Below are 17561 nucleotides of genomic sequence, written 5' to 3' on the forward strand. Positions count from 1 at the left end.
ATAATTATCCCTTTTTACTATGATGATATCAGAGCTTTTTCAGAAGGCTTGGCAGGTGTCAAACAAAATGGCAAATGGGGTTATATTGACAAAACAGGCAAGGTAGTTATTCCCATTCAATACAATGATATTAGAAATTTTTCGGAAGGATTGGCAGGCGTTGAGCAGGATGGTAAATGGGGTTTTATAGAAAAAACAGGTAAAGTGGCGATTTCCTTTCAATATGATTATGCTGAGAGATTTTCAGATGGCTTGGCAGGAGTAGAACAAAATGGCAAAAACGGCTTTGTTGATAAAACAGGGAAAGTTGTCATTCCTATCCAATATGATTATGCCGAGAAGTTTTTGGATGGTTTGGCAAAAGTAAAACAAAATGGTAAATATGGTTTTGTAGATAAAGCAGGCAAAGCTGTTATTCCCATTCAATACAACCATGTTTGGGATTTTGTAATGGATAAAGCCATTGTTGAATTAAATGGTGAAACCTTTTATATCGACAAAACAGGCAAACGCATTGATTAAAACAAAAGTGCCAAATGGACATTTTGATTTTTACAGCTAACAAATTTGAATTTTATTAGGGCGTGTTGAATATTTTATTTACAATGAAAAATGAGAAAAATCGCACGTTTTTTAAGGAAAAAACGCAGGTTGATAGTCGTTCTACACTCAATAAACTTTAAAATTGCTACAAACGCAATGATGCTTGGATGTAGGGGCGTGCTGTGCACGCCTTACACGGTACTGTCATCAAAGGGTGTACTCAGCACACCCCTACAAACCCGTGGTAAATATCAAGTTGGCTGGGTGTATCAGACAAGTTTTTATTATGAAAAACAATCCGACCACTTAATTATGTAAAATTTTAAGATTTTCACTTAATTTTTTAAATTAAGTGGTTGGATAGCCATTTTTCATGCAAAAATTGATTGAAATTGTCAATTTTTCATCTTATTTTATAAAAATGTTATCAATGGTAGGCACGCCCTAGCTGTATATCTAAATTGTAAATAGTGTTATAAAGGTTTAACACGCCCTGCTTGTTATAAAGTTGAGAATGGGGTTGTCAATTTAAATGTATTATTGTACAAAAGCAGGCACGCCAAACCATCAAGATTTTAACCCCATCGCATAGGTGGCAACCATCGGTTTGACAAAGGGGATTTTGTCAAAGGCAATCAGTCCGACATTACGAGCCACTTTCATGACAGGATTGGCACTGGTAAAACTACCAACAACAGTGTCGCAGAATTTAATCACTCGCTTTTGGTCGGTTTGGCGGGATTGTTCATAGCCTAGCAGGCGTGCTTGGTTGCCAAAGTCGGGGGTGGTCATGCCAAATTTACCGCTTTGGGCGTTTTGTAGGTTCTCGCCCAAAAGTTTGGCAAGAGCGTAAGCATCTCGTAAGCACAGGTTGAAGCCTTGACCTGCCACAGGGTGTAGTGTGTGAGCGGCATTACCCATGAGGACACAGCGACCGACGACCTGCCGATGAGCCAGTACTTTGGTCAAAGGGTATGCCCCACGTCTGCCTGCTTGTACAAACTGCCCTGCATCCGTGCCAAACACTTGTTGTAGTGTCGCCAAAAAGTGGGCGTCATCATGCAAGTAGGCGTGTTCATCGCCTTTTGGGCAGATAAAGACGACCGAACGGCGATATTTGCCATCTGTGCTGTCGGGTAGCGGTAGCACCGCCAACGGTCCGGCAGGGCTGAATTTTTCAATGGCGACATGCTCATGTGGCGTGTCTGTCTCAACCACGCCAACGATACCCACTTGCCCATAATCATGACTGTCTGCTCCCACGCCGAGCATGTGGCGAGTAGGCGAGTGCTGACCATTGCACGCCACGACCAGTGGGGCAGATAGCTGAATGTTGCCGTTGCCCGTGCCGTCATCTTGGCTGATGGCGGTAACATGAGCCATGTCATCATCTTGGCTAATGGCGGTCACTTGGGTGTCATCATGCAGGCGTACATAGGGGCTTGCCTTGACCGCTTGGAGCAGTACCCGTCCTAGCCATGCGTTTTCCATGACAAAGCCAAAGCTCTCAACGTTCTCCGCTTGTTTATCCAGTGTCGCTCGCCCAAAGCTACCAAGCTCGCTAATTAGCACCTTATCAATACGGCAGGCGTGGCTGTCCAACTCATCCCACAGCCCAATCTCATGATAAATCTGCACGCTACGTCTAGACAAAGCGGTGTTGCGACTGTCTAGATAAGACTGGCGTTCACGGTCTTGGTCGGGGGCGATGGTCGGGTATTTGACCGTCTCCAACAGCGTGCTATAAATGCCGTGATGAGCCAAAAGCAGGGCAAAGGACAGTCCGACATGACCGCCACCGATGATGATGACGTGGTTATGCTCAGGTGTGGTGTCAGGGTGTGGGGCTGTCATGACTGTCTCGCTGGATAAATGGATGGTGTATTAGGGCGTGTTGAATGTTGATATTTGCAATGAAAAATGAGAAAAATCGCCCGTTTTTCAAGGAAAAAGTGAAGTTTGATAGTCGTTCTATCAAACGAGCTTTTGACGATGAAAAACAAGATTTAGCCATTTTTCATACAAAAATGGATTTAAAGTGTTAAATTATACCATATTCTACAAAAATGTTATCAATGTTCAACACGCCCTATGATAACAATTTCCCATTAAGTTAAAATTTTGTTATAATGGCTGACCATATTACCCACAACTTATTACCCTTTGGAGTTTATGATGAACATTCAAGCACTCATGCAACAAGCCCAAGCCATGCAAAAGCAGGTTGAGCAAAACGTCGAATCCGCCAAAAAAACCCTTGCCCAAAAAGAAGTCCAAGGCGAAGCAGGTAATGGACTGGTAAAAGTGACCATGACAGGTCGCCATGTGGTCAAACGCTTATCTATCGATCCAAGTTTGATGGGTGATGAGCCTGACATGATTGAAGATTTGGTGGCAGCTGCCATTAATGATGCGGTACGTCAAGCAGATGAGCTACATGAAGAGATTATGGCAGGGGCGACCACAGGCATGGGTCTGCCTAAGGGCATGCAAGGACTGTTTGGTTAATGCTCACCCCCAAATTTGACCAACTGGTCAAAGCCTTGCAAATCCTACCGTCTGTCGGACAAAAGTCTGCCCAACGCATGGCGATAGAACTACTGTCCAAAAAACGCCCCCAAGGCTTGGCACTTGCCTATGCCTTGGAGATTGCCATGAATGAGATTAAAGAATGTCAAATCTGCCATTCATTTAGCGATGATGACATCTGCTCCATTTGTGCCGATGCCCGCCGTGATGACAGTCAGCTGTGCGTGGTGGAGCGTGCTTCCGATGTGGTGGCGATTGAGCAAAGTGGGGCGTATCGTGGGCGGTATTTTGTGCTGGGCGGTCATCTGTCGCCCTTGGACGGTATCGGGGCGGATGATTTGCACATGGATGAGCTGGTGGCGTTGGTCAAAAAGTCCGCCATTAGCGAGCTGATTCTTGCCACGGGGGCGACGGTCGAAGGTCAGACCACCGCTTTTTTTATCCATGATGCCCTAAAAGCTCACGTGGATAACATTACTCGTCTCGCCCAAGGCATTCCCATGGGCGGAGAGCTGGGTTATGTTGATAGTCTAACCTTGCACCAAGCCTTACAAAATCGGGCGTTTTTATAACTAAATTTATCAGTTTGAGCCACTTTCGCTTTAAATAGCCAAAACGGTTGGGATTATCCAACCGTTTTTTGTTGCGTGGGTTGCTTGAAATACAAAGGACGATTATTTTATCAAATTATCTTGGTAAAAGTGTTATGGATAAAACACCCCAAACCCCTAAAACCGCTCTTGTGCATGCTCCATGATTTTATCACGCAGGGCATGGTTTAGGTATGCCATGGCTTGGGGGGTGGTGTGCCTGATGTGATTTAGGATTTGGGTGGTGGCAAGGGCGTGACTGTTAGGCAGGCGAGTGTAGTTATCGCTGGGCGTGATGACAAATTCATCATCGGACAAATCAACGCTTACCAGCTCCTTGGCGGTATTTTTGTGCAGAACATTGACGTTGCCTGACAGTAGGATGTTGCCAATCTCATCAGCGACCGCTTGGGCAATGTCACGCTCATCGGTGGTTTGGCTGTCTTTGGCGGTGTTGGTAAATTGCAAATGCAGGGCAAGGGGGAAGTCATCCCACACGATGACACTCGTGCCTGTGATTTTGATGTGGGTGGCAGGGCGTAAGCTGTCGGGACTGACCCCAAAAATCGCACACGCCTGTGCTGTGGTTACTTGGTCATTCATCTGCCCAAAAAAGTCGGTCAAGGGCTTTTGGGCTTTTAACTCATCGCTTAGGCGGTCATAATGAGCCAATAGCATGAGTGGCAAATCCTGCTCACAGATGAATTTGTCTATCTTGACATTATGCACCCGAAACGGCACATCATCAGTCAGTACTTCTTGTAAAATAAAACGGTCAGTCATGTTAATACGAGTGTTAAAAACGCATAATATAGCACACTATCGGCATTGTTGCATGGCTGTTGTGTAACTCTTTGTTTTTGGGCTGTTTTTGGGCATGGATGCTGGGATTATTTTGCTTTGCTTAACGCCACACACATATCCAGCAAGCGATTGGCATAGCCGACTTCGTTATCATACCATGCTAGGATTTTAAATTGACGACCTGCCTGCATAAGCTGAGAGCCGTCTATGATGAGCGAATGGGTGTCGCCGATAAAGTCAGATGAAACAAGCGGTTCATCAGTATAATCCATAATCCCACGCAGGCGGTGTTGGCTCGTGTGTTTGAGTAGTTCTCTGATGTCGTCAAGGGTAGGGTCTTTTTCAAAGATGACCGTGATGTCAATACAGGCAACGTTCACAGTCGGCACTCGAATAGAATGCCCGCTTAATTTGCCTTGTAAAAACGGCAACACCCGTACAGTGGCGTTAATGCTACTTGATGTGGTGGGAATGATGTTTTGCCCTGATGCTCTTGCTCGTCTTAGGTCTCGGTGGGCTTGGTCTAGCACTGTTTGGTCGGCGGTTACGGCATGAATCTCGGTCATCATCACGCTGTCTATGCCATAGACTTGCAAAGTGTGCAGTAGGGGAACTAGGGCTTGGGTGGTGCAGGACACACCTGAGATGATGGGCAAATCGGTGTGCAGTATCTCATCATTAACCCCCATGACCACGCTGGCATCCACCGTATCAAAGGGGGCAGAGCCGATGATGACTTGTTTTGCCCCTGATAAGCGGTGTAGACTTGCATCATCATAGGAGCGAAAATGCCCCGTGCATTCTAATACCACGTCAATGTCAAGCTCGCCCCATGCGATGTCGGTGGGGTTTTTTTGGTTAAGTAGTAAAATCTGACATAGGGTTTGCCCGTTTTTTTGTAAAATCAAATAATCATCTTGTAGATGTGCGTCCACACCCAGTCTGCCGTGCGTGCTGTCAAATTTTAATAAATGCAGGAGCGTGTGAGCGTCTGCCACATCATTAATGGCGATGATGTCAAGGCGGTCAAACCTTGTGATGTCGGACAAGTACGCACGCAGTAGCATTCGCCCAATGCGTCCAAAACCGTTGATGGCAAGGCGAAGTGTCATGGCTTATCCTTGTTGGTACTACTGTCGGTTGTTTTACTGTCATCTGCCGTGTCTGTTGTGTCGGCTTTATCGGGTTTGGAGATGTCCAAAAACGCCAACGCTAGCCTTGCGATGTTGTAATAGCCATTGCCTTTGCCACTCATCTCCACGATGGGTTTGAGCTTGACACCGCCTTCAAATTCGCCTTGGGCGTCGAGCTTATCATAGATGGCTTTGATGGCGTGTAGCTCGTCATCACTGGGGGCAAAACGCAGGTAGTCGTCTTTGCCATCACGCTCGATGAGCTGAGTGATGTGGCTGATGATGGTGGATTTGGCAAGCTGGCGTCGCTGTGCTATCTCATCAAGGCTTAGACCTTTTTTGATGAGTGCTAGGGTCTCATCTAGGGTTTTGCCAACTTGGGTGGGTGATTTGCCTTGGGTTTGGTTGGCATTGATGTGCTGTTTGCGGGCTTGCTCATCTTTGACTTTTTGCAAAAGTTTTTCTTGGCGAGCGATGATGGCATCATCAGTAATGCCGTCACAGGCGATGATGAACTGTTTGTGAATCTCGCTTAGCGTATCATCATCTAAGGCGTAGAACTTTTCGGCTTGTTCGTCGGCAATCTCTAATAGACGGTTATTGACGTGAAACACCCATTCATCTAATAGTAGGCTGTTTTTGTTCATGCCAAGGAGTTTTAGGCCGTCCAGTGACCGCAGGCGAGAGAGAGCAACATAGCCTTGCCCCATTTCAAAGGTGCGAGATAGGTCAATCTCGGCAGCATCTAGGGTCATGCCTTGGCTTTTGTGAATGGTGATTGCCCATGCTAGGGCAAGGGGGATTTGGCTGTAACTGGCTAATATCTCGCCTTGGTTGTCTTCTATCGTCCACTCATCAGGCTCGGCATAGACCATGCGACCATTGTCGAGTCGTATCATGGGATATTTGATGGTGCTGGTAGGCTCGTCACTGCCATCAATGTTTGCTTGTGGCAGGGCGATAAAATCAACCACTTCGCCCATCGTGCCATTAGAGACACTAAGGTTTTGGTTGTTTTTGACAAACATGACCCGAGCCCCGATTTTTAGGGTCAAAGATGGGGCGGCTTTGACGTTTTTGGCAAGCATTTCTATCAGGGCTTTATCGCCATAGGTGGTGCAGTCAAAGGTGTGAGCGTCGCCATCTAGTAGGGCAAGCTGTTCTTGGTTGATGCTATCCACATTGCCATTATGAGTGTACAGACGTGTACAATTGTCGCTGATGTCGTTATGGCGAGTGCCAAGTAGGATATCTTGGGCAAGGGCGTCCACGTCCTGATGGCGGATTTGGTTCAAGATGTCATTTAGACTCATGCCAAACCGTTCACGCTCATCATGCCCTGCTTGGCGGTGCTGTTCTGATAGGTAGCAGATTTGAAAATTGGCGGTTTTCCATGCCTTTGCCATAAAGGCAAACTTCTCCTTGTTGCTCTCACCCTTGTTACCAACAGGGGGCAACTGAAAAAAGTCGCCCGAGAAAATCACCTGCACCCCACCGAAAGGGGCGTCATTATCACGAATGGTGCGTAAAATCTCGTCCAGCAAATCTACTTGTTTGGCATGGAGCATGGAAATCTCATCAATGATGAGTACCTTAGCGTCTCTTAGGCGGTCGGTCACGGCTTGGCGATATCTTAGGCGTTTAAAATCTTCATCGGTAAAGCTGTCTTTGATACCCATACCAGACCATGCGTGTATCGTCATGCCATTCATGTGCGTGGCGGCAATGCCAGTGCTGGCAGTGATGGCAGCTGAGATGCCACGCACTCGCAGGTAGTGAATGTACTGGTTTAGGACATAGGTTTTGCCTGCCCCTGCCTGCCCTGTCAAAAAGACGTTTTGTCCTGTTTTTAAAATATCAAGTGCGGTACTTTGTTTCATGGCATTTACTTTGGTAGTTGTGGCGGTTTGTCAGGCTTGGGTAGTGGGTTTTTGGCATTGGTCTCACTGTTCATGTCAAGCCCCATCTCGCCCGCCTGAGCAGGCTTGTCATCTTGCTTGACTTTATCGAGCATGCCTTGGCTTAGGTCGGTTTTGGCGACATTGACCGCATTTTGGATGTCTTTTAGGGGGTCTGTTTTTTTACTGCCTAGGCGACGAACGACCGAACCACTAGGAATGGCAGTTTCTTTGACGTTGTCATCATAAATAATCCGTCCTTCGCTGTCAATGCGTGCGTATTTGACACTTTCATTTCTAGGAATGAAAAAGTCCCGTGGGCGCGAGATGAAATGTTTGAACATCAGCTCGCCCAAATCTTTCCACTGGCTAAAATGTACTTCTTTGGAACGCAGGGCAATCATGAGCGACAGCGAAAAACTAACAATCAGGTTCACCATACCGATGAGTAACACGCCAACAAAGGCGTATAGGGCAAGTTGCCATGTCAAATCAGTAGGGGATAAGAAAAACAGTCCATGTACAAGGTTGGCGGAGGCAAAGGCGATGTGGCGAATGTCAAGTGGCAGTCCAAGCATATAGCCGATGGTGGCGGTACTGCCCAAAAAACAGCCAAAGATAAAGTTACCCATAATCGCCCCAAGATTGGCTTCTACAAAACTGCCAAGACGATTTTGCCAGTTTTGGGGCATGAGACGGGCAAGCAGGCGATGACGTTTGACCCGCTCGCCGATTTTGTTAAAGGCGGCAAGGTTGTCATAATACCCCGAGATAAGTCCTGATAGGAACAAAAATACCCCAGCGATGGCAGCGTGTGGCAAGGAGAGTGAACGCAAGGGGTCAAGCTCGTGAAGTAGATAAGCAGCCTTTTCGGTGCTAATCATCGGCTCGCCATAGAACTGCACCCAGCCAAAGGCGATAAGTAGGGCGATGGGCATGGTGATGGAGATGTTGCCCATGATGGCGATGAACTGCGTTCTTAGGATATCAACAATGAGTTCGGCAAGTTTGGTCAGCTGTTTGGTTTTTTTGTTGCCACTCTCGGAGATGGTGGAGGCGATGGCGGCGGCGGTCATGGCAGGCTGTTTGGTGGCGACCGTTCCCCCTGCGATGTGAATGCCGACAAAGCCAAGCCCATAAATCATGCTGTTCATGAACGCCTTGCCGATGGGGGCAAGGACAAGCGATGAGCCTAGGATTTTTAAGGTTGCCATAAAGGCGATGAAAAATCCGCCAATGGCTGCCTTTTTGTACATTTTTTTGTAGCCGAGCTTGTCGGTGCTGATGTAATGCTCGCCCACTTGACCTGAGTTTTCGGTGATTTTACGAGACAGCAGGCGGGTGTTATTTTTGATGAGATAGCCAAAGCTGTATCGGGTTTTGGCGGTGCGGACAATCTCTTGGGTCAGCTCCACGATGGCTTTGTCACGGCTTTTATTTTTGTCAGAGACAAGTTCAAGTAAGATGTGCATGCGGTGAATGCTTTGTTCTAAGCGAACGAGCATGTTGGTCATGCGAATGGAAATGCCTGTTTTGTACACTCGTTTACGAATGTTTGCCACGATGTCACTGCACTGCTCTAACATGACGAGTAGGGGAGCAGGGTCAATGTCCACATCAGGCATGGTGTCGGTCATGGCATCCAAGTTATGGGCTTGACGGTACTGATTGACGAACAGGACGGTCTCTTGGTTTTGGGCGACAAAGGCGGCGGTGTAGTTTAAAATCTGCGGATAGGTATCCATCATCTCGGTGTGCAGTCCAATGCCACTGATGCGATAGGATAAGATGACCAAAGCGTTTAGAATGCTGTTTTTGGCACTGGCGACCAGCTCCAAGTTCTGCTCATCAACCTTGATAAGCTCCACCAGCTCATCCCAATGCTCAGGCGTGATGAGTGACAGCCATTTTTCATCGGTCGCCCCGTCAAAGAGATAGTGGGCAAGTTCCACCACCGAGTCTTCTTTGGGCAGTAGGGGCAAAAAACGATGTCCTATCAAGCGGTTAATGCTGTGTGAAAAGCTGTCATCAGAGATAATGCCCGTATCTGCATAGAGTGTGATACGCTGATAACTGTCTGTCAAACGCAGGATGAATGCCGCCAGTCCTGCACCATATTCAGGATTTTCTTTTAGGATGTCAATGAGTTCACGGATTTTGGCATTGACCGCTTCTTCATCATCGCCCGTCACTCTTAGGGCATCAATGAAACGTTTCAAAGACGCAGGTTCGGGCAACTCTTGGAGTAGGCTGATGTATTGTAAAATATGGCGTAAGTCAGAGCTATGGTCTAGCAAAAGGTTATCCTTAATGAGCATTTAGATAAATGGACTATTTTAGCACAGTTTTTGGGGATAATTATAAAGCAATGAGCGATTTTTCTTATTTTTCATTGCAAATGCCAAAGGCGGGTACGTCTTAAATATGTTCTAAAATAGTGAGAGATTTTTTTTGTGGTTTGATAAAATGACAAATCAGGTTGTCTTGCCTGTTTAATGGAACTTATTGGGAGAGATGAAAAAATAAAAATCGGGACGTCTGCCCGATTTTTATATAGCACAAATAATGGCATAAATTTATCACATAAATTTACCCAAAAAACCCTTTATCAAATGCCATGATACTATCTGCCCCATTTTTTGCCATGACGGCATGAGCGTGCAGGCGGGGCAGGATACGAGCGACAAAGTAGTCAGCGAGACGGACTTTATCGGCATAAAAATCTCCGTCCTTATCCGCACATGCCTTGACGGTCAGCACATACATATAGGCATAGCACAGATAACCCACCGTGTGTAGATAATCCACCGCTGAGCCGTTAATGGCGTTGGGGTCGGCAGTTGCAACCTTGATAAGCTGTTCGGTCAAGTCCGCCACCGTATCGCACGCCCTTAGCGTTTCACTCTTTAATGGGCTGTCGGGCAGGGCATTGGCGGACACTTTGATTTCATCAATAAACGCACTCATCGCCCGTCCGTTGTCCTTGATGACTTTTCGCCCGAGCAGGTCAAGGGCTTGAATGCCGTTGGTGCCTTCATAGATTTGGCTGATACGGGTATCACGCACGATTTGCTCCATGCTCCACTCACGGATATAGCCGTGTCCGCCAAACACCTGCTGGCAGTCAATGGCGGCACCAAATGCCATATCGGTCAAAAACGCCTTGGCAATCGGGGTCAGTAGGGCAACCTTGGCGGAGGCTAATTTTTTGGCGTTGTCATCATCTGAGAATTTAGCGGTATCAAGCTCACGAGCCACATACATGGCAAAGGTGCGAGAAGCCACGCTGTTTGCTTTGGCGTTTAGAAGCATACGTCGTACGTCCGCATGATGAATGATGGGGTCGGCAGGTTTGTCAGCATTTTTAACCCCGTCATCGGCTCGCCCTTGTAAGCGGTCGTGGGCATAATTGCAAGCGTTTTGATAAGCAAGCACGCTCGCCCCAAGCCCTTGTAGTCCCATCGTAACTCGCTCATAGTTCATCATGACAAACATACTTGCCAAGCCTGTATTCTCCGCCCCCACCATATAGCCTGTGGCGTTATCAAAGTTCATCACACACGTGGCGGACGCTTTGATGCCCATTTTATGCTCAATGGAGCCTGCCGATACGCCATTACGCTCGCCCAAACTGCCGTCTTTATTGACCAAAAATTTTGGCACGATAAACAGCGATATGCCTTTTGAGCCTTTTGGGGCGTTGGGCGTTTTGGCAAGCACCAAATGAACGATATTTTCCGTCAAATCATGCTCGCCTGCGGTGATAAAAATCTTGGTGCCTGTGATGGCATACGAGCCGTCAGCGTTGGGGACAGCTTTTGTTTTGATAATCCCCAAATCCGTCCCTGCGTGTGGTTCAGTCAGACACATCGTCCCCGACCACTCGCCACTGTATAGCTTGGGCAGGTACAGAGCCTTTTGTTCATCGCTACCGCTTGCCAGTAGGCATAATGTCGCCCCTACAGTAAGGTTAGGATATAGAGCGAATGATTGGTTGGTGGCAAACAGCATCTCTTCGGTGAGCATGCTTACCATTTTTGGCATGCCTTGCCCGCCATATTCAGGGTCGCCCCCAAGCCCAATCCACCCAGCATCAGCATAGGCTCTAAATGCGTCTTTAAAGCCCTGTGGCGTGGCGACTTGTCCGTCTCCAAGATAGCTTGCCCCTTCTTCATCACCTGATTGGTTTAGGGGCAACAGCGTGGACGTGGCAAATTTTGCCATTTCGTCCAAAATCATGTCCACGGTGTCGCCATCCACATGGGATAGGGCAGGCGTGTTTTGCCAAAAGGTTGGTGCATCAAAAATGTCGTTTAACACAAAACGCATTTCATCAAGAGGGGCGGTATAAGATAGGGTCATGGCGATGTCCTTGTGTCCGTTAAAAATAGAAAGTGAAAAATCATGATAAAATTTAACCAAAAAACCGCCATTTGGCAAGGGCTGATTTGAACTGATGGGTCATTTATAAATATGTTGATAAAATTATTGTTATATTGTATTGCAAGTGTTATTTTTTTATTAAATCTCTTTCCAAACCAAAAATAAACCCTTATAAGTATTGGGGTTGAAGTTTTTAAAAATCTACAAAAATCAGGGTTTGGAAAGAAGTCTAATAAGGTAATACGCATGAAAAAGTTTGCACTATCTATTTTGGCGGTGTCATCATTGGCTTTAACGGCTTGCGGTGGCGGTGGTAGTTCTGAGGCGGTAACAGGTGGTCAAACCAATCCCACCACGCCTGTGGTTAAGCCAAACCAACCAAGTAACCCACAGCCTCCTGTAACTACCAGTCAGTACACAGGTAAATCAGCAGTTATCAATACAAAAACAAATACAGACGGCGATATTGTGGCTATCAGCACTGATAACATTAATACCTTAAAAGTAAATGGTAAAACTTTTACAATCGGTCAGTCAGGCATCTCTTCTGGTACTTTTAGCGATATCAATCAAAAAGACCTGCACACAGTCATCAGTGGCACGCACATGACTCATGCCAAATACGGCTTTGTTCGTGATAAAAACGCCCAAATGGAATATTATTTTTATCAAGGCGACCAAACACCTGTAGCAAATATTCCAAAATCGGGTGTGGTTAACTATACAGGTCGTTCAACCTATGCTTGTGAAAAATGCAATGGTGAACACATTAAGGGTACATCTAAGTTTACTGCCGATTTTGGTAAAAAGACTTTGACTGGTAATATCAGTAATGAGCGTGCTAATGTTGCACTAAATGCCAAAATCTCTGGCAATACATTTAGTGGTAAAAATAGTGCAGGCACTCAGACCGAAGGTGCGTTTTTTGGTAAAAATGCCGAAGAAGTAAGTGGCATTTACCTAAATAATGGTCAGGCTTTTGCTGGTGCATTTGGTGCGAAAAAATAATCATCAAACCATCGGTGGCAAAACCCCAACAGATTCATTATCAGTTGGGGTTTTGATTTGGGTAATGGGTTTGCCTATCGGTCTATAAATCATAAAATAGCGAAACTTGAAAAATATAACAACAATCAAAAATCATTCTCATTTAATGAGTATGAACAATCGTTTTCTAATTTTTAATTAAAATTCTAAAAAGTAAATCGTTGATTTTGGTTATTTTTATGGCATAAATTTTATATAAATTATTGATATTTATGGTATTTTTAAAAATGACTTATAAGTTTACAAAATAGTATTGCAATTTTTATTTTATAAATAATGCACAAAAAATGATTTTACAATGATGGTGATTTTTGTGAATATTTGCTACTTTATGCTGTTTATCTATCAATCAATACCGTCTATCGGCAGTTTACAATGTAATGATTGAACATTTAGCCAAATCGCCTATATTAAGCCTAAGTTTTTTGATTTTAATCCCAATTTACTTTGCTTAAACAGTCATAAAATGCACTCTTTTTATACCAAATAGGGCATTTGATTGGTTAGGCTACTGCGAAGAAACTGCCAAAATTTTAGTTAAACCGTTTGGTTGTTGCGTGATAATGTCCCCTGTGATGATTGGCTAAACTTATCATTATGGGTAAATCAAAGCCACAGGCTTGATGGCGACATCATTATGATTTATCTGTCTTGTCTATTGATGTCAAGTAACCCTAAGCGTAATGGCTTATGAAGTGCTTGAATGCCCATCATAGATGATATGGATATCTAACACAGCAATCGCACCACATATCACTTACATTATGTTGTTTATGATACAAGTCGTGTGGTGTTTACGGTAAGATAGGAGAATATTATGCAAATCATTCGCACCAATAATCACCGATTTTATTATTCATTTTATGCCAATAACCCAGCAGTATTAGATAATAACACCAATCCAAATTTTAAAGCAACAACCTTTAAGCCATTTATCATCCAAAAATCTGCCCTGTGTCTATCAGAACTTAATAAACAAACTCATCAAGGTCTTTTGGGTAAATTCGCCCAAAGGCTAAGCACCACCAATAAGACAGCAACCACACTTGCCAAATGGGCATTGTGTTTGGGGACGGTGTCATTATTTGCTTTGCCTGTCAAGGGTTTTTTGACTCCGACCGTGCCCGCCCCATCATTGACTGCCTTGGAGAGCGTGATACAAAAAGGCGAGATTGTCGTGGCGACCACCAAAAGCGACAGCACCATTTTTAATCACGGCGACATCCAGCATGGCTTTGGTCATGACATCGCCCATCGCTATGCCGATGAGCTTGGTGTCCATCTTAACCTAAAAGTCTATGATAGTGAACAAGAAGCTCTAAATGCCCTACAAATAGGCGATGTGGACAGTCTGTTGGGTGTGGCACAGACGGATGTGGCAGGCGTGCGACTGGCGTGCAATGATGACACAGCAAAAAAAGTCTCGGGGCATGGTCTGAACGCCAATATGTCGCTCATGTTTCATGCTAAGGATAACAGCCTAGCACAGCATGCCAAAAACTTTCTGTGCAGTCCTGACGAGTTGGCACTCACAGGCTCTACGGCACGTTTTTATGACCAAACGTTGTTGGCAAATGAGTACAGCGATAAGCACTTTAAAAGAGCGTTAAAACAGCGTCTGCCGTTGTATGAAAATGCCTTTAAACGTGGTGCAAAGGCTCATAACCACGACTGGCAAGTGCTGGCAGTCATCAGTTATCAAGAATCGCATCTTGACCCTAATGCCATCTCACGCACGGGCGTTGAGGGGCTGATGATGCTAACCCAAGACACTGCCAAAGCGATGGGGGTAAAAAACCGCACCGATGCTGTCCAAAGTATCCAAGGCGGTGCCAAATACCTAGAAGTACTAGAAAAGCTCTATACAGATGTGCCAGAGTCTGAGCGTCTGTGGTTCGTGCTGGCGTCTTATAATATGGGACCTAACGCCGTCAAACGCATCCAAAGCGAGCTAAACGCCAAAGGGCGAGATGGCAACAGCTGGGGAGAAGTTTATGGCTACTTAGCCCAAAATGCCAGTAAGAACGGGCGATACGTCCAGTGCATGCACTACGTAGCGAACATTCGTGCGTATCTTGAAAGCATCAAAACCATGCAAGTTTGATTAATGATAAGAACATCATGAAACACAATGCTATGCAACACCTAGAAACCTTTCGCATTTTTAATGGCGAACAACAAATTTGGCAACATTCATCGGCAACACTAAATTGTGAAATGAAATTCGCCATTTATTTGCCAAGTGCCGCCAAAACCCAAAAATTGCCTGTGCTATATTGGCTATCAGGCTTGACTTGCACCGAGCAGAATTTCATCACCAAATCAGGCTTCCAGCGTTATGCCGATGAACATAATGTCATTGTCGTTGCCCCTGATACCAGTCCACGGGGCGAGCGTGTGGCGGACGATACGGCTTATGATTTGGGGCAAGGGGCGGGATTTTATGTTAATGCGACCCAACCCCCTTGGGCGGAGCATTATCAGATGTATGATTATATTGCGGGTGAGTTGCCAAGCTTGATAAATACTCATTTCCCGACCAATGGCAAACAGTCCATTTTTGGGCATTCTATGGGCGGACATGGGGCACTCGTGATTGCCTTTAAAAATCCTGATGTGTATCAAAGTGTGTCGGCATTTTCGCCCATAGTCGCCCCAAGCCAAGTTGCGTGGGGGCAAAAAGCGTTCGGTGCCTATTTGGGCGACAATCAAGCAGATTGGCAAGATTATGACAGCGTGGCATTATTGCAAAAATATCACGCCAATATCATTGCCAAAAATTTGCCGATTTTGATTGAGCAGGGCGATACAGACCAGTTTTTAGCCGAGCAATTAAAACCCGAACTGTTTTGCCAAATGGCGGATAAACTGGGCGTAAATTATGAGTATCATCTGCAAGCTGGTTATGACCATTCTTATTATTTTATCGCCACGTTTATTGGTAAGCACATTGAATTTCACGCACAGCACCTAAAAAAATGACTTAAAAAGGCGTTAAAAGGCATTAAAAAGCGTGGTAAAAGCTGGTTTTGGTTGTGCCTAACATGACCAACATACACCCTAGACAGTCCAAGTGGCTGTCTTTTTTATGCCCTTGTCCCTACCTACCCCCAAAGTAGCATTTGCCCCCTGTCTTATTCATCATTAGGATAAGCGAAAAGTTGCCCAATTCCCCTTAAAATAATCCCAAATCTTAAAATTTCCCTAAGGGGGCAACATGAGTGCAAAAAATGAACTAAAAGGCGGGGGCGTGATTCACGACTGGCGACCCGAAGACGATGAGTTTTGGGAAAATGGCGGTAAGCAGACCGCCAGTCGCAACCTATGGATTTCTATTCCTGCTCTACTACTTGGCTTTGCGGTGTGGGTCATCTGGTCGGTGGTGGTTGTGCGTATGCCTGATGCTGGCTTTAATTTTAGCAAAGATGAGTTGTTTTGGCTTACCGCCTTACCTGCCTTATCAGGGGCGACTTTGCGAATTTTTTATTCGTTTATGGTGCCTGTATTTGGTGGACGGCGGTGGACGGCTCTGTCTACGGCAAGCCTGCTTATCCCCATGCTGTGGATGGGATTTGCCCTACAAAATCCCAATACACCATTTAGCGTGTTTGTCATCATTGCTTTATTGTGCGGTTTGGGTGGGGGTAATTTCTCATCTAGTATGTCTAATATCTCGTTTTTTTACCCCAAATCCAAGCAAGGCACGGCTTTGGGGCTAAATGCAGGACTTGGCAATTTGGGCGTATCTACCGTGCAATTTGTTGTCCCTGCGGTCATTGGCTTATCAATCATTGGCACAGGCGTTACACTTGACAACGGTAAGAGCTTATATCTGCATAACGCCGCCTTTGTGTGGGTGCCTTTTATTGCATTGATGGCGATATTGGCATGGTTTTTTATGAATGATTTATCCTCTGCCAAAGCATCTTTTAAAGACCAATCCATCATCTTTAAACGCTATCACAACTGGGTCATGTGCATACTGTACTTGGGGACTTTTGGTTCATTTATCGGCTTTTCAGCGGCGTTCCCCATGCTCATCAAGCAATCTTTTGCTGACATTGACCCCTTGAAAGTCGCTTTTTTAGGTCCTTTGGTGGGAGCGATATTCCGTCCTGTTGGTGGCTGGCTTGCTGACAAAATGGGTGGGGCAAGGGTTACGTTTTTTAACTTCATTGTCATGGCGGTAGCAACCGTTGGCGTGATTGTCTTTTTGCCAAAAGATGGCACAGGTGGCAGTTTTGCAGGGTATTTTGCTTGCTTTATGGTGTTGTTCATCACCACAGGCATTGGCAATGGTTCAACCTTTCGCATGATTCCTGTCATTTTTCGCACACTTCACGAACGCAAAAACTCGCCCGACCTTATCAATGTCGCCAGAAAAGAATCGGCGGCGGTGGTTGGGTTTACAGGAGCATTTGCTGCCTATGGGGGGTTTTTCATCCCTAAGATGTTTGGCTGGTTTGGGGTAAATAGTACGCTTATCATGCTCATCGTCTTTTATGTGATTTGCCTTATGATTACATGGTGGTATTATGGTCGTAAAGGGGCGGAATACCCGTGCTAAGGCTAACCAAAAACGCTGCTTTTTAAGTGGCGTTTTTTTGCTGTTTTTGTTATAATGCGTTGGTTAG

Annotated in this window: 14 protein-coding genes; 8 read left to right on the forward strand and 6 right to left on the reverse strand. The window is 45.6% G+C overall.

Annotated elements, in window-relative coordinates; genetic code table 11:
* A partial coding sequence (locus IM753_RS11185) for a WG repeat-containing protein (protein WP_194109302.1) occupies positions 1-522 on the forward strand: 522 nt, incomplete at its 5' end.
* A 588-nt stretch (positions 523-1110) separates the two neighbouring features.
* Here the strand turns inward: IM753_RS11185 and IM753_RS11195 are convergent.
* Complete coding sequence (locus tag IM753_RS11195; RefSeq protein WP_194109303.1) at positions 1111-2397, reverse strand: FAD-dependent monooxygenase; 1287 nt, start codon at positions 2395-2397, stop codon at positions 1111-1113.
* A 44-nt stretch (positions 2398-2441) separates the two neighbouring features.
* Here IM753_RS11195 and IM753_RS13070 point away from each other — a divergent pair, with 44 nt between their 5' ends.
* The 3 genes from IM753_RS13070 (at position 2442) to recR (ending at position 3644) form a co-directional block, all read left to right on the forward strand.
* Positions 2442-2588, forward strand: coding sequence for a hypothetical protein (locus IM753_RS13070; protein ID WP_194092912.1), 147 nt, complete (start codon positions 2442-2444; stop codon positions 2586-2588).
* Positions 2589-2718: 130 nt separating this feature from the next.
* Complete coding sequence (locus tag IM753_RS11200) at positions 2719-3051, forward strand: YbaB/EbfC family nucleoid-associated protein (protein ID WP_065255735.1); 333 nt, start codon at positions 2719-2721, stop codon at positions 3049-3051.
* Positions 3051-3644, forward strand: coding sequence for a recombination mediator RecR (gene recR / locus IM753_RS11205; protein ID WP_065255734.1), 594 nt, complete (start codon positions 3051-3053; stop codon positions 3642-3644). Before IM753_RS11200 ends, recR begins: the two co-directional genes overlap by 1 nt.
* A gap of 156 nt (positions 3645-3800) precedes the next feature.
* Here the strand turns inward: recR and IM753_RS11210 are convergent, their stop codons facing one another.
* From IM753_RS11210 to IM753_RS11230, 5 genes are all read right to left on the reverse strand, one after another.
* A complete protein-coding gene (locus IM753_RS11210) occupies positions 3801-4445 on the reverse strand; it encodes a hypothetical protein (protein ID WP_083108371.1) in 645 nt (214 codons plus the stop codon).
* Positions 4446-4552: 107 nt separating this feature from the next.
* Positions 4553-5578 (reverse strand): type I glyceraldehyde-3-phosphate dehydrogenase, encoded by a 1026-nt coding sequence (locus IM753_RS11215; RefSeq protein ID WP_194092668.1) that lies wholly within the window; start codon positions 5576-5578, stop codon positions 4553-4555.
* A complete protein-coding gene (locus tag IM753_RS11220; RefSeq protein ID WP_194092667.1) occupies positions 5575-7479 on the reverse strand; it encodes an AAA family ATPase in 1905 nt (634 codons plus the stop codon). The genes IM753_RS11215 and IM753_RS11220 overlap by 4 nt, the downstream gene beginning before the upstream one ends.
* Before the next feature lie 5 nt (positions 7480-7484).
* Complete coding sequence (locus IM753_RS11225; protein ID WP_227713148.1) at positions 7485-9794, reverse strand: site-specific recombinase; 2310 nt, start codon at positions 9792-9794, stop codon at positions 7485-7487.
* A gap of 292 nt (positions 9795-10086) precedes the next feature.
* The gene (locus tag IM753_RS11230) at positions 10087-11859 is read right to left on the reverse strand and encodes an acyl-CoA dehydrogenase C-terminal domain-containing protein (RefSeq protein WP_194109305.1); all 1773 of its coding nucleotides are present in this window, start codon (positions 11857-11859) and stop codon (positions 10087-10089) included.
* A 267-nt stretch (positions 11860-12126) separates the two neighbouring features.
* Here IM753_RS11230 and IM753_RS11235 point away from each other — a divergent pair, with 267 nt between their 5' ends.
* The 4 genes from IM753_RS11235 (at position 12127) to IM753_RS11250 (ending at position 17494) form a co-directional block, all read left to right on the forward strand.
* Positions 12127-12888 (forward strand): Slam-dependent surface lipoprotein, encoded by a 762-nt coding sequence (locus tag IM753_RS11235; RefSeq protein ID WP_062500910.1) that lies wholly within the window; start codon positions 12127-12129, stop codon positions 12886-12888.
* Positions 12889-13744: 856 nt separating this feature from the next.
* The gene (locus IM753_RS11240; protein WP_194092665.1) at positions 13745-15031 is read left to right on the forward strand and encodes a transglycosylase SLT domain-containing protein; all 1287 of its coding nucleotides are present in this window, start codon (positions 13745-13747) and stop codon (positions 15029-15031) included.
* Positions 15032-15063: 32 nt separating this feature from the next.
* Positions 15064-15909: an S-formylglutathione hydrolase gene (gene fghA / locus IM753_RS11245; RefSeq protein ID WP_194092670.1), complete on the forward strand. Its 846-nt coding sequence runs from the start codon at positions 15064-15066 to the stop codon at positions 15907-15909.
* A gap of 235 nt (positions 15910-16144) precedes the next feature.
* On the forward strand, positions 16145-17494 hold the full coding sequence (locus IM753_RS11250) for a NarK family nitrate/nitrite MFS transporter (RefSeq protein WP_062500916.1): 1350 nt from the start codon (positions 16145-16147) through the stop codon (positions 17492-17494).
* Positions 17495-17561 lie beyond the last annotated feature (67 nt).

It is taken from the genome of Moraxella sp. K127 (genome assembly GCF_015223095.1).
Classification (GTDB): domain Bacteria; phylum Pseudomonadota; class Gammaproteobacteria; order Pseudomonadales; family Moraxellaceae; genus Moraxella.